At 70.1% G+C, this 19229-nt stretch carries 17 protein-coding genes; 11 read left to right on the top strand and 6 right to left on the bottom strand.

What is annotated here, in order from left to right; genetic code table 11:
• Positions 1 to 79: 79 nt before the first annotated feature.
• The 3 genes from ABT137_RS29840 to ABT137_RS29830 all read left to right on the top strand — a co-directional run bounded on the left by ABT137_RS29840 (position 80) and on the right by ABT137_RS29830 (position 3215).
• Positions 80 to 916: a Sco1979 family transcriptional regulator gene (locus tag ABT137_RS29840; RefSeq protein ID WP_502984594.1), complete on the top strand. Its 837-nt coding sequence runs from the start codon at positions 80 to 82 to the stop codon at positions 914 to 916.
• 176 nt (positions 917 to 1092) lie between these two features.
• Positions 1093 to 2553, top strand: a complete 1461-nt coding sequence (locus ABT137_RS29835; RefSeq protein ID WP_351714206.1) for an aldehyde dehydrogenase family protein — start codon at positions 1093 to 1095, stop codon at positions 2551 to 2553.
• Positions 2554 to 2675: 122 nt separating this feature from the next.
• On the top strand, positions 2676 to 3215 hold the full coding sequence (locus ABT137_RS29830; RefSeq protein WP_351714205.1) for a DinB family protein: 540 nt from the start codon (positions 2676 to 2678) through the stop codon (positions 3213 to 3215).
• Between the two features lie 3 nt (positions 3216 to 3218).
• Here ABT137_RS29830 and gad read toward each other — a convergent pair whose 3' ends face one another.
• Both gad and ABT137_RS29820 read right to left on the bottom strand, forming a co-directional pair.
• Positions 3219 to 4628 (bottom strand): glutamate decarboxylase, encoded by a 1410-nt coding sequence (gad, locus tag ABT137_RS29825; protein WP_351714204.1) that lies wholly within the window; start codon positions 4626 to 4628, stop codon positions 3219 to 3221.
• 40 nt (positions 4629 to 4668) lie between these two features.
• A complete protein-coding gene (locus ABT137_RS29820; RefSeq protein WP_351714203.1) occupies positions 4669 to 5955 on the bottom strand; it encodes an ion channel protein in 1287 nt (428 codons plus the stop codon).
• A 136-nt stretch (positions 5956 to 6091) separates the two neighbouring features.
• Here ABT137_RS29820 and ABT137_RS29815 point away from each other — a divergent pair, with 136 nt between their 5' ends.
• Positions 6092 to 6853 carry a MerR family transcriptional regulator gene (locus ABT137_RS29815; protein WP_351714202.1) on the top strand — a complete coding sequence of 254 codons (762 nt, stop codon included), beginning with the start codon at positions 6092 to 6094 and terminating at the stop codon, positions 6851 to 6853.
• A gap of 12 nt (positions 6854 to 6865) precedes the next feature.
• Here ABT137_RS29815 and ABT137_RS29810 read toward each other — a convergent pair whose 3' ends face one another.
• Positions 6866 to 7231, bottom strand: a complete 366-nt coding sequence (locus ABT137_RS29810) for a YbjQ family protein (protein ID WP_351714201.1) — start codon at positions 7229 to 7231, stop codon at positions 6866 to 6868.
• 156 nt (positions 7232 to 7387) lie between these two features.
• Between ABT137_RS29810 and ABT137_RS29805 the strand changes: the two genes are divergently transcribed.
• Complete coding sequence (locus tag ABT137_RS29805; protein ID WP_351714262.1) at positions 7388 to 8317, top strand: DedA family protein; 930 nt, start codon at positions 7388 to 7390, stop codon at positions 8315 to 8317.
• A 106-nt stretch (positions 8318 to 8423) separates the two neighbouring features.
• Here ABT137_RS29805 and ABT137_RS29800 read toward each other — a convergent pair whose 3' ends face one another.
• Positions 8424 to 10079, bottom strand: coding sequence for a threonine/serine exporter family protein (locus ABT137_RS29800; protein WP_351714200.1), 1656 nt, complete (start codon positions 10077 to 10079; stop codon positions 8424 to 8426).
• A gap of 161 nt (positions 10080 to 10240) precedes the next feature.
• A complete protein-coding gene (locus ABT137_RS29795) occupies positions 10241 to 10732 on the bottom strand; it encodes an inorganic diphosphatase (protein WP_351714199.1) in 492 nt (163 codons plus the stop codon).
• Between the two features lie 124 nt (positions 10733 to 10856).
• Here ABT137_RS29795 and dacB point away from each other — a divergent pair, with 124 nt between their 5' ends.
• The 6 genes from dacB to folE all read left to right on the top strand — a co-directional run bounded on the left by dacB (position 10857) and on the right by folE (position 18694).
• Positions 10857 to 12473 (top strand): D-alanyl-D-alanine carboxypeptidase/D-alanyl-D-alanine endopeptidase, encoded by a 1617-nt coding sequence (gene dacB, locus ABT137_RS29790; RefSeq protein ID WP_351714198.1) that lies wholly within the window; start codon positions 10857 to 10859, stop codon positions 12471 to 12473.
• Between the two features lie 154 nt (positions 12474 to 12627).
• Entirely contained in the window at positions 12628 to 13761 is a 1134-nt protein-coding gene (locus ABT137_RS29785; RefSeq protein ID WP_351714197.1) for an Rv3626c family coenzyme F420 biosynthesis-associated protein, read from the top strand.
• 191 nt (positions 13762 to 13952) lie between these two features.
• On the top strand, positions 13953 to 15065 hold the full coding sequence (gene tilS / locus ABT137_RS29780; RefSeq protein ID WP_351714196.1) for a tRNA lysidine(34) synthetase TilS: 1113 nt from the start codon (positions 13953 to 13955) through the stop codon (positions 15063 to 15065).
• Positions 15066 to 15141: 76 nt separating this feature from the next.
• On the top strand, positions 15142 to 15702 hold the full coding sequence (gene hpt / locus ABT137_RS29775; protein WP_093500061.1) for a hypoxanthine phosphoribosyltransferase: 561 nt from the start codon (positions 15142 to 15144) through the stop codon (positions 15700 to 15702).
• Between the two features lie 209 nt (positions 15703 to 15911).
• Positions 15912 to 17951: an ATP-dependent zinc metalloprotease FtsH gene (gene ftsH / locus ABT137_RS29770; RefSeq protein WP_351714195.1), complete on the top strand. Its 2040-nt coding sequence runs from the start codon at positions 15912 to 15914 to the stop codon at positions 17949 to 17951.
• A gap of 137 nt (positions 17952 to 18088) precedes the next feature.
• Positions 18089 to 18694: a GTP cyclohydrolase I FolE gene (gene folE, locus ABT137_RS29765; RefSeq protein ID WP_351714194.1), complete on the top strand. Its 606-nt coding sequence runs from the start codon at positions 18089 to 18091 to the stop codon at positions 18692 to 18694.
• Between the two features lie 19 nt (positions 18695 to 18713).
• On the opposite strand, the gene ABT137_RS29760 is transcribed toward folE, so the two are convergent.
• Positions 18714 to 19202, bottom strand: a complete 489-nt coding sequence (locus ABT137_RS29760) for a DUF3180 domain-containing protein (protein ID WP_351714193.1) — start codon at positions 19200 to 19202, stop codon at positions 18714 to 18716.
• Positions 19203 to 19229 lie beyond the last annotated feature (27 nt).

The raw sequence follows: 19229 nt of genomic DNA, 5'->3' as shown, positions 1-19229 counted from the left end.
GAGTGTTTTAGTGGCAGACTGCGGGCCCTGAAGACGGTTGGGGAGGCTGGCGAACGTGAGCGCGGGAGAGCCCGGATCGGTGGTGCGGCGAATGCTGCTCGGTTCGCAACTCAGGCGGCTGCGCGAGGCCCGGGGGATCACCCGGGAAGCCGCGGGGTACTCGATCCGTGCGTCCGAGTCGAAGATCAGTCGCATGGAGCTGGGCCGGGTGAGCTTCAAGACCAGGGACGTGGAAGACCTGCTGACGCTGTACGGCATCACCGACGAGGCCGAGCGCGAACAGCTCCTCTCCCTCGCCCGGGAGGCCAACGTGGCCGGCTGGTGGCACAGTTACTCGGACGTGCTGCCGACCTGGTTCCCCACCTATGTCGGCCTGGAGGGCGCGGCGCATCTGATCCGCGCCTACGAGGTGCAGTTCATCCACGGCCTGCTGCAGACCGAGGAGTACGCGCGCGCGGTGGTGCGGCGCGGTATGAAGGGGGCCGGTGAGGCCGACGTCGAGCGGCGGGTCACGCTGCGCCTGGAGCGGCAGAAGTACCTGGTGGCCGAGAACGCACCCGACTTCCACATCGTCCTCGACGAGGCCGCCCTGCGCCGCCCCTACGGCGACCGCGAGGTGATGCGCGGCCAGCTCCAGCACCTCGTCGAGATCTCCGAGCGGCCCAACGTACGGCTGCAGATCATGCCGTTCAGCTTCGGCGGGCACTCCGGGGAGGGCGGCTCGTTCACCGTCCTGAGCTTCCCCGAGTCGGACCTGTCCGACGTGGTCTACCTGGAGCAGCTCACCAGCGCCCTCTACCTCGACAAGCGCGAGGACGTCGCCCAGTACGAGCAGGCACTCAAGGAACTCCAGCAGGACAGCCCGGGACCGGACGAGAGCCGGGACCTGCTGCGCGGGCTGCTCCAGCTGTCATAGACATCTGTCGCGGCTGTCGTAGATATATCGATGCACCAGGGGATTCCCCTAGATCATCGAACTGATGCCCCAACTGCCCTGTGACGCAAGTACGATGACGCGTGATCAGACCGTGATGTGGATGTGGACCGGGTGTCCGCATCGACTGCCGTCGCAGCAGGGGATCGAGGGATCACATGTCGTCCTATTTCACCGACCTGGCCCAGCAGTACATCGACGGTGAGTGGCGCCCGGGGACCGGTTCCTGGGACATCATCGACTTCAACCCGTACGACGGTGAGAAGCTCGCGTCGATCACCATAGCCGCGGTCGAGGAGATAGATCAGGCCTATCAGGCCGCCGCGCGCGCCCAGAAGCAGTGGGCCGCCACCAATCCCTACGCCCGCCGCGCCGTCTTCGAGAAGGCCCTGCGCCTCATCGAGGAGCGGGACGCGGAGATCACCGAGGCGATCATCGCCGAGCTCGGCGGCACACATCTGAAGGCCGCCTTCGAGCTGCACCTCGCCAAGGAGTTCCTGCGCGAGTCGATCCAGTGGGCGCTGCGCCCCGAGGGCAGAATCCTGCCCTCCCCGGTGGACGGCAAGGAGAACCGCGTCTACCGGGTGCCGGTCGGTGTGGTGGGCGTGATCAGCCCCTTCAACTTCCCCTTCCTGCTGTCGATCAAGTCGGTCGCCCCGGCGCTCGCGCTCGGCAACGCGGTGGTCCTCAAGCCGCACCAGAACACCCCGATCGTCGGCGGCACCCTGGTCGCGAAGATCTTCGAGGACGCGGGCCTGCCCGGCGGCCTGCTCAACGTCGTCGTCACCGACATCGCGGAGATCGGCGACGCCTTCATCGAGCACCCGGTCCCCAAGGTCATCTCCTTCACCGGCTCCGACAAGGTCGGCCGGCACGTGGCCACCGTCTGCGCCTCGCTCTTCAAGCGCTCGGTGCTCGAACTGGGCGGCAACAGCGCGATCGTGGTCCTCGACGACGCCGACATCGACTACGCGGTCGACGCCGCGGTGTTCAGCCGGTACGTCCACCAGGGCCAGGTCTGCATGGCCGCCAACCGCGTCCTGGTCGACCGCTCGATCGCGGACGAGTTCACCGAGAAGTTCGTCGCCAAGGTCAGGACCCTCAAGGCCGGCGACCCGAGCGACCCGCAGACCGTGATCGGCCCGCTGATCAACTCCCAGCAGGCGGAGTCGATTTCGGCCACGGTCGAGCAGGCCGTCGCCGAGGGCGCCACCGCGCTGGTGCGCGGCACGACCACCGACAACCTGGTCGAGCCCTCGGTCCTCACCGGCGTCCCGGCCGACTCCGACCTGCTCCGCCAGGAGGTCTTCGGCCCGGTCGCCTTCCTCATCCCGTTCGACGGCGAGGAGGAGGCCGTACGCCTGGTCAACGACACCCCCTACGGCCTCAGCGGTGCCGTCCACACCGGGAACATCGAGCGGGGCGTGGCCTTCGCCAAGCAGATCGACACCGGGATGTTCCACGTCAACGACGGGACCGTCCACGACGAGCCCGTCGTCCCCTTCGGCGGCGAGAAGCACTCCGGGATCGGCCGCCTGAACGGCGAGACGACCGTGGAGTCCTTCACCACCCTGAAGTGGATCTCGGTACAGCACGGCCGGAGCGGCTTCCCGTTCTAGGAGCTTCCGGAAGCCCGCCGAAACAGCTCGGCACCCCGGGCCCTTTAGGACGCGACCTGTCCTAAAGGGCCCGTAGTTTCGGTCGTGTCAGGGAAACACCACCTGAGGAAAGGCGGCCGGTCATGGTCACTCACGTTCCCGCGGAAGCACAGGGCGACGAGCGCGGAGCACTGCTCTCCTTCATCGAGGAGCAGCGGGGCGGCATCCGCCGGGCGCTGCTCGGCCTGACGGACGAGCAGGCCGCGAGCAGGCCGAGCGCGAGCGAACTGTCCCTGGCGGGCCTGCTCAAGCACTGCGCGGAGGTCGAGCAGAGCTGGATCGCCCGCGCCAAGCAGGAGCCGCCGGCGATCGAGCGGGACCAGTCGAACTGGCACGAGACCTTCCAGCTGGTCGGCGACGAGACGGTGGCCTCGCAGCTGGCGTACTGGGAGCAGGTCGCCGCCGAGACCGAGAAGTTCATCCGCTCGGTCCCCAGCCTCGACGACACCTTCCCGCTCCCGCCGCAGCCCTGGTTCCCGCCGGAGGGCCGGGTTTCCATGCGCTGGGTCTGCCTCCACCTGATCCGCGAGACCGCCCGGCACGCGGGCCACGCCGACGTCATCCGCGAGTCGCTGGACGGGAAGACCGCCTTCGAGCTGGTGGCGCTGGAACAGGGCTCGTAGCTCCTAGTGGTGGAAGCCGGTGGCCGCGTCCTTGTCATGGGTCAGCGGATGCGGCTGCCGGCGCAGTCCGGGCAGCAGCCGGGACAGGTCCTCGATGAACAGGTCCGCCAGGTCCTTCGAGAAGCCGTTGCGGCACACCACCCGCAGCACGGACAGGTCCTCCCGGTTCGCCGGGAAGGTGTACGCGGGCACCAGCCAGCCGTTCTCGCGCAGCCGCCGGGACACGTCGAAGACGTCGTACGCCGTCACGTGGTCGGCCGTGGTGAAGGCGAACACGGGCAGCTCGTCGCCTCGGGTGAGGAGCCGGAAGTCGCCGAGCGCCTCGATGCGTTCGGCGAGCTCGGTCGCCACGTCCCGGGACGCCTGCTGCACCGCGCGGTAGCCGTCCCGGCCCAGGCGCAGGAAGGTGTAGTACTGCGCGACCACCTGGGCGCCGGGGCGGGAGAAGTTGAGGGCGAAGGTGGGCATGTCGCCGCCCAGGTAGTTGACCCGGAAGACCAGCTCCTCGGGCAGCGCCTCCCTGTCCCGCCACAGCGCCCAGCCGACGCCCGGGTAGACCAGCCCGTACTTGTGCCCCGAGGTGTTGATCGACGCCACCCGCGGGAGGCGGAAGTCCCACACCAGGTCCTCGTCGAGGAAGGGCGCGACCATCCCGCCGGACGCCCCGTCCACGTGGACCGGGACGTCGATGCCGGTGCGCTCCTGGAGGGCGTCCAGGGCCGCGCAGAGGTCGGCGACCGGCTCGTAGGACCCGTCGAAGGTGGAGCCGAGGATGGCGACGACCCCGATGGTGTTCTCGTCGCAGAGGTCGGCTGCGGCCTGCGCGTCCAGGTGGTAGCGGTCGCCCTCCATGGGCACGAACCGGGGCTCCACCTCCCAGAAGTTGCAGAACTTCTCCCAGCAGACCTGGACGTTGATGCCCATGATCAGATTCGGGCGGGCGGTGCCCGGATAGCGGTCGGTGTTGCGCTGCGTCCAGCGCCGCTTCAGCGCCATCCCGGCCAGCATGCAGGCCTCGCTGGAGCCGGTCGTCGAACAGCCGATGGTGTTCGACGGATCCGGCGCGTTCCACAGGTCGGCGAGCATCGCCACACAGCGCCGCTCCAGCTCGGCGGTGCGCGGGTACTCGTCCTTGTCGATCATGTTCTTGTCGTCGCACTCCGCCATCAGGATCCCGGCCTGGGGCTCCATCCAGGTGGTGACGAAAGTGGCCAGATTCAGCCGGGCGTTGCCGTCCAGCATCAGCTCGTCGTGCACCAGCTGGTACGCGGTCGAGGGCGGCAGCGGGCCGTCCGGCAGCCGGTGCGTGGGCGGGGCCTCGGCCATGCCGGCGACCGGGTTCGCCTCACCGAAGAACGGGTTGACGGACATGGGTCGCTCTTGGTGCTTCTGGGGACCTTTGTGCAGCGGCATGAGGAGTGCCTCCTGAACGACACGAGAGAATTCACAAGGATCAGCGCAGGGCCGTACCGTCCGCCCGCAACTGCATTCTCGGCCGCCCGGTCACCAGCAGCCACGCTGGCAGCGACGCGATGCACAGCAACGCGACGACGCTCGCCGAGGCCACGAGCACCGCGGCCGTGAACAGGCTCACCCAGCCCTGCCGGGTGATCGCCAACAGCATGCCCAGCACACCCGCCGCCACGCCCACCGACGGCTGGACCGCGGGCACCAGGGCGTGGGCGCACAGCCCGAGGGCGGCGCCGATGAACACCGAGGGAAAGATCCGGCCACCGCGGAAACCGCAGGCGGCGGCCACCAGCAGCGCGGCCAGCTTGACGACCGCCATCGCGGCGAACTGCCCGGCCGACCAGCCCTCCGGGTCCTTCGCCAGCTCCGCGACCTCGTCCAGCCCCTTGAAGAGCGTCAGATGGCCGCCCAGTGCCCCCAGAAGGCCCAGTACCAGCCCGCCGACCGGAAGGGCCACCATGGGGTGCCCGAGGCGCCGGAAGGCGCCGTGGACGGACGGGAAGGCGTAGACGGCGCACATGCCGAGCAGTGCGGCCGCGGGCGCGATCACCAGGACCGCCAGCAGATCGGGCCAGCGTGGGTGGCCGAGCGCGGGCAGCCCGAGGTCCAGGGTGGGGCGGGCCACCAGGGCGGTCGTCATCGAACCCGCCCCCGCGGCCATCAGCGGCCCGAAGAGGTTGTCCCACAGCGCCCCCTTCAGCGGCTTCCCGGCCAGCGCCTCGGAGATCACCAGGGCCGCCGCCACCGGCGTCCCGAACAGCGCGCCCAGCGTCGCCGCGTCGGCCAGCGCGGGCCACAGCGAGCCCGGCAGCCGGGGCATCGCCAGCCGCCCCAGCCACAGCGCGAGCCCGACGTTGACGGCGATGAGGGGGTTCTCCGGACCGAGGCTCGGCCCGCCCGCCAGCATCAGCACGGTCGCCAGCACCAGCCCCGGCAGCACGGCCGGCGGCAGCGCCACCGCCTCCAGGCCCAGGGTGGCCGGATCGGGCCCCGCGTGCCCCGGCACCTTCCACACCACCAGCCCCACCGCGATCCCGGTGGCCGTCAGCATCACCAGCATCCACAGCACCGAGTACCGTCCGATGCCCAGCGCGTCCGGCAGGTTGTTCCACAGCACGTGCTGCAACCGCTCGGCCAGCGAGCTCACCAGCAGGAACAGCAGGCTGCTGCCGACACCGACGACGAGAGCGGGCAGGATCAGCGGCAGCAGGGCACGCGCGGGGGCCGGGGGCGGGATGGGGAGCGCCTGCTGCGCGGTGTCCTGGGCCACGGGCTCACCATAAGGGGGCAAAACTGGCTCAACATCCCGAAATGTGCGCCGTATGGGATCCGAAGGCTCCCGCGCGGAACGGGCTTGCACCTCACGTGACGTGAGGACCCAGGGTGGAGCACGGAAAGGAGCGGAAGTGAACTACTCCGTAGGACAGGTCGCCGGGTTCGCCGGCGTCACCGTGCGCACCCTGCACCACTACGACGAGATCGGCCTGCTGGTGCCGGGCGAGCGCAGCACCGCGGGACACCGGCGCTACGGCGACGCCGACCTCGACCGGCTGCAGAAGATCCTGTTCTACCGGGAGCTCGGCTTCCCGCTCGACGAGGTCGCGGCCCTGCTCGACGACCCGGAGGCGGACCCCCGCGCGCACCTGCGCCGGCAGCACGAGCTGCTGACCGCCCGGATCGAGCAGCTGCAGAAGATGGCCGCGGCCGTGGAGCACGCCATGGAGGCACGCAGGATGGGCATCAACCTCACCCCCGAGGAACGCTTCGAGGTCTTCGGCGACAAGGACCCCGAGCAGTACGCCGAGGAGGCCGAGCAGCGCTGGGGCGGCACCGAGGCCTACGCCGAGTCCCAGCGCCGCGCGGCCCGCTACACCAAGGCCGACTGGCAGCGCATGAAGGCCGAGGTCGACGACTGGAGCGCGCGTTACGCCGCCCTGGTGACCGCCGCCGAGCCGCCGGCCGGCGAACGGGCCATGGACATGGCGGAGGAACACCGGCGGCACATCTCGGCCTGGTTCTACGACTGCCCGCCCGAGATGCACCGCTGCCTCGCCGCGATGTACGTGTCCGACGAGCGCTTCAAGGCCTTCTACGACTCGATGGCCCCGGGCCTGGCCGAGCACCTGAAGGAGGCGATCGAGGCGAACGCGGCCCGGCAGTCGGCGTGACCCGGGTCGGACCTACTCCCTGTCGATGACGACGGCGGTGCCGTACGCGCAGACCTCGGTCCCCACGTCCGCGGCCTCGGTCACGTCGAACCGGAAGGCCAGCACCGCGTTGGCCCCACGCGCGCGTGCCTGCTCGATGAGCCGTTCCATGGCCTGGTTCCGGGTCTGGACGAGCGTCTTCGTCAGCCCCTTCAGCTCGCCGCCGATCATCGACTTCAGACCCGCGCCGATCTGACTGCCCAGGTGCCGGGAGCGCACGGTCAGCCCGAAGACCTCGCCGACGACCTCCCGCACCCGGTACCCGGGAACGTCGTTCGTGGTGACGACCAGCACATCGGCCTGCGGTCCCTGACCGCCGCCGTACTCTTCGATACCCATGTCCACAGCCATTCCCCAGGCCGGGCACAGTCCATCCAGGTTCCACCGGTGGAACCTGGGGCGGACACATTACGTTGATAGCTTTGTGCGCCCGCACAAGGAACCCGACGTGCCTTCCCCCTTCAGGAGCCCGGAACCGTGACGACCGGAACCGCTATGACGCTCGCTCTCGGCCCGAGCTGGCTGGATCCGAACCAACTTCTCGACTCGTTCGGCATCTGGGGCCTGCTCCTGGTGGTCTTCGCCGAGTCCGGCCTCCTGATCGGCTTCTTCCTTCCGGGCGACTCCCTCCTCTTCACCTGCGGCCTGCTGATCACCTCGAACCAGCTGGACTTCCCGCTGTGGGGCGCCATCGGCCTGATCTGCCTCGCCGCGATCCTCGGCGACCAGGCGGGCTACATGTTCGGCAAGAAGGTCGGCCCGACGCTCTTCAACCGCTCGGACTCCCGCCTCTTCAAGCAGGAGAACGTGGCGAAGGCGCACGAGTTCTTCGAGAAGCACGGCCCCAAGTCCCTGATCCTGGCCCGCTTCGTGCCGGTGATCCGCACGTTCACGCCGATCATCGCCGGCGTCAGCGGCATGGCCTACCGCTCGTTCCTCACCTTCAACGTCATCGGCGGCGTCCTGTGGGGCGCCGGCGTCACCCTGCTCGGCTCCTGGCTCGGCAAGATCGACTTCGTCAAGAGCAACATCGAGGCGATCCTGATCCTGATCGTCCTGATCTCGGTCGTCCCGATCATCATCGAGTTCCTGCGGGCCCGCGCGAAGGGCAAGAAGGCGGCGGCCCAGGAGCCGGAGCAGGAGCCGGTCCGGCAGTACCCGGCACCCCCGGTGATGGACGACGCGACGACCCAGCTCCGCAGGATCGAGCCGACGTACACCCCGCAGCAGCCCCAGCAGCCCCAGCAGCCCCAGCAGCAGTACGGCCAGCAGCCCCAGCCCCAGTCCCAGCAGCAGTACGGGTACGGCCAGCAGCAGCCGTACTACGACCAGAACGGCTACGACCAGGGCGGCTACGACCAGAACGGCTACGGCCAGCAGCAGAACCCGTACCCGTACAGCGAGGACCAGCAGTACCGCCCCTAAGGGGCGCTGGGGGTACCCCCGGCCGAAGGCTGGGGGAGGGACCGCGCGACAAGCCACGACGCACCCGCACCCGCCGACGGACCCGCACCGGCTCCCCCTGAGGCGCTCAGAACCCCCTCGTCCGCTTCGCGGCCCGACGCTTCCCCGCCGACCCCACCCGCAGGGTCAGCCGGGAGATCTCCGACCCCAGATTGACCCCGATGGCGATGGCCATGGCGAGCGACGCCGCCTTGGCCAGCGACACCAGCCCTTTGTCGACCTCGTTCTGAGCCATCGACAGCAGCCCGAAATAGGTCGCCGACCCCGGCAGCAGCGGCCCGATCGCCGCCGTCGTGTACGGCAGCGCGGAGGCGAACCGGTACCGCGACAGCAACTGCCCGAACAACCCCACCAGCCCCGCCGCCACCGCCGTGGAGGCGACCGGCGAGATCCCCCCGACGTAGTGCATCGCACCGTAGACGCACCACGCCACACCGCCGTTGAGGGTCACGGCCAGCACGGTGGATCGTTCCTGCTGGAGCAGGACGGCGAAGGTCAGCGACAACACCATCGACGCGGCGATCTGCAGCAGCGGCCGTTCGGAGCCGACCAGTGCCGCGTCGGGATTGAGCCGGCCGCCCAGCTTCACGCCGAAGTACAGGACCGTCAGCACCCCGATGACGATGCCGACGAAGAAGTACATGACCTCCAGCAGGCGCGCGGCGGCGGTGATGTAGAAGCCGGTGAGCCCGTCCTGGACGCCCGCGACGAGGGCCCGTCCGGGCAGCAGCGCGAAGAGTCCACCGGTGACGACGGCGGACGCCGCGACGTCGACGTGGGCGAGCGAGAAGGCGATCCCGATCGCGGCCGGGGGCATCGCGGCGATCATGAACTGGTAGAACTCCGGCAGCCCCCGCCCCGCGCACAGCCACGCCAGCCGGTCGCCGAGCATCGCGCCGATCGCGGCCGCCACGAACACCAGCAGGTCACCGCCGACCAGCACGGAGGCGGCCCCGGCGAGCAGCCCGCTCGCGGCGGTCAGCGCCCAGCCGGGGTACGGGTGCCGGTTGCGGCGGATCTCCGCGAGCCGCCGGTAGGCCTCCTCCAGGGAGACATGGGTCTCGGGGTCGGTGAGGTCGTCCACGAGCCGGAAGACGGCGGACAGGCGCGTGTAGTCGGTCCCGCGCCGCCGCACCGTCCGGGACGCGGTCACGGGGTCGTCGACGAGCGAGGGCTGGTACGAGATCGCCAGCAGCGTGAAGGTGACGCCCGGCTCGCACCGGTCGAGCCCGTACGACCGGCAGACCGCGAACATCGCGGCCTCCACGTCCTCCGCGCCCTCGCCGCCCGCCAGCAGCAACTCCCCGATACGCAGGGTCAGGTCGAGCACGCGCGGGACGGCGGGAGCGCCCTCCTCGGCCTTCTGCACCGGCTCCACGGCCGGCCGCTCGGCCACCGGCATGCGCAGCATCGTGCGCATCCGGTCCTGCCAGGGCGCGTCCTTGACGAGGCTGACCGCGGGGAACCCGGAGGCGGGTGTGAAGACGGGCGGGGCCTCGTGGGCGCTGTAGGTGCTCGGCAGGCTGAACGCCGACCCCTCCGGCTCGGCACCCGCCGGCTGCGGCGCCGCGAGTCCCTCCGGCACCGCGAACTCGGACGTCGTCTCCGGCTCACCGCCGCCCTCGGGGACCTCGATGCCCCGGGGGACGGCGAACTCGGACGTGAGCTCCGGGTCGTACCGCGCCTCGTCCGACCTGGGCTTGCGGTCCTCCGCCTCCGTCACCGTCGTAACGCTCCCTGAACGACACCTTTCACGACAGCCTCAGTATGCGCGTGACCACACGGCGGACACGAAAACCGGCCGCGGGGAAGAACCCGGGCACGAAAAACGGGCCCCACGCGTGCGTGCGGCCCGTTTCCCGGTGTTGGCCTACCGGGGTGGTCTCAGTGACCGCCCGTCTCCTTGAAGCGCTTGTACGACCGCTCGATCTCCACCTCGGCGTCGGTGCGGCCCACCCAGTTGGCGCCCTCGACGGACTTGCCGGGCTCCAGGTCCTTGTAGACCTCGAAGAAGTGCTGGATCTCCAGGCGGTCGAACTCCGACACGTGGTGGATGTCGCGCAGGTGCTCCACGCGCGGGTCGGTCGCCGGGACGCACAGCAGCTTGTCGTCGCCGCCGGCCTCGTCCGTCATCCGGAACATGCCGATCGCGCGGCACTTGATCAGGCAGCCCGGGAACGTCGGCTCGTCCAGGATGACCAGCGCGTCCAGCGGGTCGCCGTCCTCGCCGAGGGTGTTCTCGACGAATCCGTAGTCGGTCGGGTAGGCGGTCGAGGTGAAGAGACGACGGTCGAGGCGGATCCGACCGGTCTCGTGGTCCACCTCGTACTTGTTCCGCGAACCCTTCGGGATCTCGATCGTGACGTCGAACTCCACCGGTGGCTCCTCCATGATCAACACATAGTTCTGATGGTTAAGTGTCCCCCACGCAGGTGTGTGATCGCGAAAGGGGCTGGTGGTCGTGCCAGAGCTGAGGCCTTGGCAGTCCGCGAAACCGCGTGTGCGGAAGATCGCGGGAGCCGTACGACCGCGGCTGGCACGCCTGGTGAACGCCACGAAACCGCAGGTCGCGCGGTTGTGGCGAGCGGTGGGACCGCGGCTCGCACGCGTCGCGCGCGCGACGGGACCCCGGCTGGCCACCCTGGTCCGCCCCCCTCGACCCCGGTCCCGGATCCTCAGGACCTGGCAGTACACCGCGGGCGCCGCCACGGCCGGGCTCGCGCTGGCCGCCGGTGTGGTGACCGCGGCGGGCCCCTGGGACGCCAACGGTCAGCGTACGGCCGAGCGGGACCGGGCCGCCGCCCTGGAGCGGTCGGGTGGCACAGATCACGGCTCCGGTGCGGACTCCGTCACAGCCGACGGCGCGCCCGGCCCGGCGCCCAGCGCCGGACCCGTCCTCACGGGGCTGGACGGCGCCACGAACACCGTGAAGTCGGCGCCCGCCGGAAAGTCCGTCGGCATCTCCGGAACGGCCGTCACGAACCTCCTGGGGCCTCTCCTGAAGGCCCCGGCGCTCGGCAGCACCCGTACCGCCGTGGTCGTCGACGTGGCCACCGGCAGCCGCCTGTACGGCTCCGGCGCCGACATCGCCCTGACCCCCGCCTCCACCACCAAGATCGCCACCGCCGTCGCCGCCCTCTCCGCCCTGGGCCCCGATCACCGCATCACCACGCGCGTGGCCCTCGAACCCGGCACCAGGGAGGTCGTCCTGGTCGGCGGCGGCGACCCCACCCTGACCGCCCGCAAGGACGCGGCCGGCTGGGCCAGCCTGCGCACCCTCGCCACCGAGACGGCGAAATCGCTGACCGCGCGGGGCATCAAGCAGATCACCCTCTCGTACGACACCACGCTCTACTCCGGCCCCGACCTGCATTCCATCGGCGTCAACGACAACCTCGCGCGCGTGAGCCCCCTGATGGCCGACGAGGCCCGCACCAACGACTCCACCGAGGGACCCGTGCTCCGGGTGAGCGACCCGGCGGCCGACGCGGCACGGAAGTTCGCGGGTTTCCTGGCGGACGCCGGCATCAAGACCTCGGCACCGGGCACCTCCAAGGCGAGCAGCCGGGCCGAGACCCTCGCCACCGTCGCCTCGCCGCCGCTGTCCGCCGTCGTCGAGCGCATGCTGACCAACAGCGACAACGACATCGCCGAGGCCCTGGCCCGCCAGACGGCGCTCGCGAGCGGCAAGGCGGCCAGCTTCGACGGGGGAGCGGCCGCGATCGACGCCCAGCTGACCGAGCTGGGCCTGCCGATGGCCGGAGCCTCCTTCAACGACGGCAGCGGCCTGAACCGCGACGACCGGCTGACGGCGAACCTCCTCACCGCCCTCCTCGTCAAGGCCGCCGACGTCGAACGGCCAGGCCTGCGCGCGGTCCTCACCGGCCTCCCCGTCGCCCACTTCACGGGCACCCTCACCGGCCGCTACACGGACGGCGCGGCAGGCGTCGTACGCGCGAAGACCGGCACCCTCACCGGCGTCAACACCCTCGCGGGCACGGTCGTCGACAAGGACGGCCGCCTCCTGGCCTTCGCCTTCCTGACGTCGAACACGACAAACCCGGTAGCGGCCCAGCAGGCCCTGGACAAGACGGCAACGGCCCTGGCGGGCCTGTAACCACGGCCCGCCGCGCGCCGCCCGCCGGGCACCCGAAAACCGACCCCGCCCCTGCCGACGCAAGCCCCCCAACCCACCCCACCGCACAAGTCACGCCAACCTCACCAACCCCCACGGCCTGCCCCAAGTGGGAGCGCTAACGTACGGTTGACGCATGACGAGCATCGGTGGCGCTGCTTCTTCTGGGATGGTCGACTGGAATCTCGCGGTGGCGACCGCGACCCGGCTCGTGCGGCCGGGGCCCGAGGTGAGCCGCGACGAGGCCCGGGGCATCGTCGCGGAACTGCGGCGGCACGCGAAGGCCTCGGAGGAACACGTCCGGGGCTTCACTCGTATGGGGACCGACGACATTCACGACACCCCCGTTCTGGTGGTGGACAGGCCCGGCTGGGTCAAGGCGAACGTCGCCGGTTTCCGTGAACTCCTCAAGCCGCTGCTCGAGAAGATGCAGGAGCGGCGCGCGGGCACCCCCGGCGGCGCGGTCCTCGGCGCGGTCGGCGGCAAGGTCACCGGCGTGGAGCTCGGCATGCTCCTGTCGTTCCTGTCGTCCCGGGTCCTCGGCCAGTACGAGACCTTCGCCCCCTCCTCCCGCGACCTCCCGGCGGACCAGAACGGCGGCGGCCGGCTGCTGCTCGTCGCCCCCAACATCGTCCACGTGGAGCGCGAACTCGACGTCCAGCCCCACGACTTCCGCCTGTGGGTCTGCCTCCACGAGGAGACGCACCGCACCCAGTTCACGGCGGTGCCCTGGCTGCGCGCCCATCTGGAGGGCGAGATCCAGTCGTTCCTGTCGGAGACCGACGTCGACCCGATGACCGTGCTCGAACGCATCCGGGACGCCGCCCAGTCCCTCGCCGGGAGCCGCCCCGAGGCCGAGGAGGACGACGGCGGACGGTCGTTCGTCGAACTCGTGCAGACCCCGGCCCAGCGCGAGATCCTCGGCCGGCTCACCGCCGTCATGTCCCTCCTGGAGGGCCACGCCGACTTCGTCATGGACGGCGTCGGACCCGCGGTCGTGCCGACCGTCGCCGAGATCCGCGAGAAGTTCCAGCAGCGGCGCGCCAAGGGCGCCTCCCGTCTCGACATGACCCTGCGCAAGCTGCTCGGCCTGGATGCCAAACTCCGTCAGTACCGGGACGGCGAACGCTTCGTGCGGGCCGTCGTCGAGCAGGTCGGCATGGACGGCTTCAACCGGGTGTGGACCTCCCCGAACACCCTGCCGACCAAGGCGGAGATCGCCAAACCGGCGGACTGGGTCGCGCGGGTGCACCGCAAGTCCGAGTCGTGAACGAGCGGATGTGTGGTGAACGGAAACCGGCCGACGGCAGGCGAACGCCCCTCCAATCACCCGTCCGAGGGACCGTGAGCGATGGGTAGGCGTGCGATGCTCGGGGAACGGCCCGTTTCTGTCACCATCTACATACTCTGAGTGACCGATCTCGGGTTCACCCCCCGAAAACTTCATGAAGGGAACCGGACATGGGTCCCCATCCTGCGGTCGCGGCGATACGCCTGGCGGTCCGCCGCGTCCTCCACGACATCCTCACCGACGACAGCCGCCACAGCCGTACCGCCGGTGAGCGCTCCGGTGGGCGCATCGGCGTGCGCCTCGCGCGCCCCGCCGGCGGCCTCCCCGAGGTCCCCGAGATCCCGGAGCAGACACCGAACGAGCGGCCCCCCTCCCCGCTCGTCCTCGTCGCGTGCTCCGGCGGCGCCGACTCCATGGCGCTCGCCTCCGCCCTCGCCTTCGAGGCCCCCAAGCTCGGCATCCGCGCGGGCGGCATCACCGTCGACCACGGCCTGCAGCCCGGCTCCGACCTGCGCGCCGAGGAGGTCGTCCTGCGGCTGCGCGAACTCGGCCTCGACCCGGTCGAGTCCATCACCGTGACCGTCGGCCGCGACGGCGGACCCGAAGCCGCCGCCCGGGACGCCCGCTACGCCGCCCTGGACGCCGCGCTCGAACGGCACGGCGGCGCCGCGATCCTGCTCGGCCACACCAGGGACGACCAGGCCGAAACCGTCCTGCTCGGCCTGGCCCGCGGCTCCGGCATCCGCTCCCTGTCCGGAATGGCCGCGGTCTCGGGGGCCGGCGGCCGTTACCGCCGCCCGTTCCTCCAGCTGGACCGCCAGACCGCCCGCAAGGCCTGCATGGTCCAGTCCCTGCCCGTCTGGGACGACCCTCACAACGCGGACCCGGCCTACACCCGCTCCCGGCTCCGCCACGAGGGCCTGCCCGCCCTGGAGAAGGCCCTCGGCAAGGGCGTCGTCGAGGCGCTCGCCCGCACCGCCCAGCTCTCCCGCGACGACGCCGACGCCCTCGACACCTGGGCCAGCCAGGCCGAGGCCTCCGTACGGGACGCCGCGGGCCTGCTGGAGTGCGCCAAGCTCTACGCCCTGCCCCCCGCGGTACGCCGCCGGATCCTGCGCCGCGCGGCCATCGAGGCGGGCGCACCGGCCGGCTCCCTGTTCGCCCGGCACATCGAGGAAGTCGACCGCCTCATCACCGGCTGGCGAGGCCAGGGGGGCATCAATCTCCCCGGCAAAGTCGTCGCCCAGCGCCAGGGTGGCAGACTGGTGATTCGGCAAGGCTGAATCCCGACCTGCTGGAGCGCTCACCGGCGCTCCTGCGAAGGGCCGGGTACGCCGGTGGGACGACCGACCGAAAGTGATGCGGGTGGACGCGAAAGACATGGGTGCCGACCTCCAGCAGGTGCTCATCACCAAGGAAGAGATCGACGCGAAGCTGGCCGAGCTGGCCGCGAAGATCGACGCGGAGTACGCGGGCAAGGACCTGCTCATCGTCGGCGTCCTCAAGGGCGCCGTGATGGTCATGGCGGACCTCGCCCGGGCGCTGTCCACCCCCGTCACCATGGACTGGATGGCCGTGTCCTCGTACGGCGCGGGCACCCAGTCCTCCGGTGTGGTGCGGATCCTCAAGGACCTCGACACCGACATCAAGGGCCGGCACGTCCTGATCGTCGAGGACATCATCGACTCGGGCCTGACCCTGTCCTGGCTGATCAACAACCTCGGCTCCCGCGAGCCCGAGACCCTGAAGATCTGCACCCTGCTGCGCAAGCCGGACGCGGCCAAGGTCGCCATCGACGTCGAGTGGGTCGGCTTCGACATCCCCAACGAGTTCGTCGTCGGCTACGGCCTCGACTACGCGGAGAAGTACCGCAATCTCCCGTTCGTCGGTACGCTCGCGCCTCACGTCTACGGCGGCTGAACCCCGGCTGATACGCCGGAGGGTCCACTTACGTAAGACGATCGGGAACCCCAGCGGGTTTCGCGCCGTTGGAGCATGCAGAGACGGGTTTCACCAGTCGTCCGCGCAGCTTCGTGCGGCTTCGGGCCACAATGCTGGGGTACCGTCAGAAGAACTGTCTTATCAAACTCACTATGGCAGGAGGGACGGGGCGACACCGCTCCGTATGGATGGACGTGAAGCGATACTTCCGTGGGCCGGTCATGTGGATCGTGCTGGCCGTCCTTGCCGTGGTCGTGTTGATGCAGGTCGTCGGCTCGTCCGGCGGCTACAAGACGGTGGACACCGGCCAGGTCGTGGCGGCGATCAATGACAACAAGGTGGAATCGGCCAAGCTGACCACCGGCGACGAGCAGACCATCAAGGTCACGCTCAAGAGCGGCGAGAAGGTCGACGGCAGCTCGAAGATCCAGGCGAGCTACATCGGCGACCAGGGCGTCACCCTCGCCAACACGCTGCAGACCAAGTACCAGGACAAGCAGATCCCCGACGGCTACACCGTCGCGCCGACCAAGCAGAACGCCTTCGTGAGCGTCCTGCTCTCCCTGCTGCCCTTCGTCCTCATCGTGGTCGTCTTCCTGTTCCTGATGAACCAGATGCAGGGCGGCGGCTCCCGGGTCATGAACTTCGGCAAGTCCAAGGCGAAGCTCATCACCAAGGACACCCCGAAGACGACCTTCGCGGACGTCGCGGGCTGCGACGAGGCCGTCGAGGAACTCCACGAGATCAAGGAGTTCCTGCAGGAGCCGGCCAAGTTCCAGGCCGTCGGCGCCAAGATCCCCAAGGGCGTGCTCCTCTACGGCCGTCCCGGCACCGGCAAGACGCTGCTCGCGCGCGCCGTCGCCGGCGAGGCAGGGGTCCCCTTCTACTCGATCTCCGGTTCCGACTTCGTCGAGATGTTCGTCGGTGTCGGTGCCTCCCGAGTCCGTGACCTCTTCGAGCAGGCCAAGGCGAACGCCCCGGCGATCGTCTTCGTCGACGAGATCGACGCGGTCGGCCGGCACCGTGGCGCAGGCCTCGGCGGCGGTCACGACGAGCGCGAGCAGACGCTCAACCAGCTGCTCGTCGAGATGGACGGCTTCGACGTCAAGGGCGGCGTGATCCTCATCGCCGCGACGAACCGGCCCGACATCCTCGACCCGGCGCTGCTGCGCCCCGGCCGCTTCGACCGCCAGATCGCGGTCGACCCGCCGGACCTGCAGGGCCGTCTGGAGATCCTCAAGGTCCACCAGAAGGGCAAGCCGGTCGCGCCCGACGTCGACCTCGCGGCGGTCGCCCGCCGCACCCCGGGCTTCACCGGCGCGGACCTGTCGAACGTGCTGAACGAGGCGGCGCTGCTCACGGCCCGCAGCGACCGCAAGCTCATCGACAACCAGATGCTCGACGAGGCGATCGACCGCGTGGTCGCGGGCCCGCAGAAGCGGACCCGGATCATGTCGGACAAGGAGAAGAAGATCACCGCGTACCACGAGGGCGGCCACGCCCTGGTGGCGGCGGCCTCCCCGAACTCCGACCCGGTCCACAAGATCACGATCCTGTCCCGCGGCCGCGCCCTCGGCTACACGATGGTCCTGCCGGACGAGGACAAGTACTCGACCACGCGCAACGAGATGCTCGACCAGCTCGCCTACATGCTGGGCGGCCGCGCGGCCGAGGAACTGGTCTTCCACGACCCGACCACCGGCGCCGCCAACGACATCGAGAAGGCCACGGCCACCGCTCGCGCGATGGTCACGCAGTACGGCATGACCGAGCGTCTCGGCGCGATCAAGTTCGGCGGCGACAACACCGAGCCCTTCCTCGGCCGTGAGATGTCCCACCAGCGCGACTACTCGGAAGAGGTCGCCGCCCTGGTGGACGAGGAAGTCAAGAAGCTCATCGAGAACGCGCACAACGAGGCCTGGGAGATCCTGGTCGAGAACCGCGACGTCCTCGACAACCTGGTGCTCCAGCTCCTGGAGAAGGAGACCCTGAACAAGGAGGAGATCGCCGAGGTCTTCGCGGCGATCCACAAGCGGCCCGCGCGGCCCGCGTGGACCGGCTCCTCCCGCCGTACGCCGTCCACCCGCCCGCCGGTGCTCTCCCCCAGGGAGCTCGCACTGACCAACGGGGCGAACGGCTCGACGCCGGCGATCAGCACCGCGAAGTCCACGGCGGCCGAGCCCGCCACGGCGGTCGAGAAGGCCCCGGAGGACCGACCCGAGAGCTGAGTCACACCGGTCTCACCTGGCTCGGAATGGATGCCGCGCCCCCCAGGATCTAGCCTGGGGGGCGCGGCATTTCCGTAATGCCTGTACATGAGGCGCGTGATCCACATGCGCACACCCGATGGAACGAGGCACCCCAGATGACCGACCCCGTGACCCTGGACGGCGAAGGCACCATCGGCGACTTCGACGAGAAACGCGCCGAGAACGCCGTACGCGAACTCCTCATCGCGGTCGGCGAGGACCCGGACCGCGAGGGCCTGCGGGAGACTCCGGCGCGGGTGGCGCGGGCCTACAAGGAGATCTTCGCCGGGCTGTGGCAGAAGCCCGAGGACGTCCTGACCACCACGTTCGACATCGGGCACGACGAGATGGTGCTGGTGAAGGACATCGAGGTCTACAGCACATGTGAACACCATCTGGTCCCGTTCCACGGCGTCGCCCACGTCGGATACATCCCGTCGGTGACGGGGAAGATCACCGGGCTGTCCAAACTGGCCCGGCTGGTCGACGTCTACGCCCGCCGCCCCCAGGTGCAGGAACGTCTCACTACGCAGATCGCGGACTCGCTGATGCAGATCCTGGAGCCACGGGGCGTCATCGTGGTCGTCGAGTGCGAACACATGTGCATGTCGATGCGGGGGATCCGCAAGCCCGGCGCGAAGACCATAACGTCGGCGGTTCGCGGCCAGCTGCGGGACGCGGCCACCCGGAACGAGGCGATGAGCCTCATCATGGCCCGCTGACGCCTGCCCCTGCCCGGGGTCACGCCACCGGCTCGGCCCCGCTGTGGTTGTTGTCGTCGTCCTCCGGGAGCTTGCACACCCGTTCCAGGAAGATGGCCGCCGCTATCACGCCGATGCCGGCGACGACCGAGAAGGCCGCGTAGAGGGCCTGGTCGCGGCGGGTGGGGAAGTCGAGGAGTTCCAGGAGGAAGACGCCGGTGCCGCCGTACATGCCGGCGACGAGGGCGGCGACCAGGGCGCTGGCCTGGCCGAAGACGACCGCGCGGGCCGCCATCAGGGGGTCGACGCCCTTGGCGCCGGGGCGGCGCTCGCGCTGGGCCTTGAGGCGGGCGCGCAGCGAGAGCGCGGTGGAGAGCAGGACCACGGCGATCAGGGCGAGGACGATCGGGGCGGCCACCGGCACGCTGGGCAGCGTCCCCACCGCGTTCCAGAGGCGGGCGGCCGCCCAGGACAGCACTCCGGCCACGACGAAGACGCCGGCCAGCACCCTGATCCGCAGCTCTTTCACTGTGTTCCTTCAGCTCCCCCGCAGCGA

Origin of the sequence: Streptomyces sp. NPDC001980, from assembly GCF_040296885.1 — a bacterium.
Taxonomy (GTDB): domain Bacteria; phylum Actinomycetota; class Actinomycetes; order Streptomycetales; family Streptomycetaceae; genus Streptomyces.
Note: the sequence above shows the minus strand (reverse complement) of the source record. Positions and strands in the feature narration are given on the sequence as shown.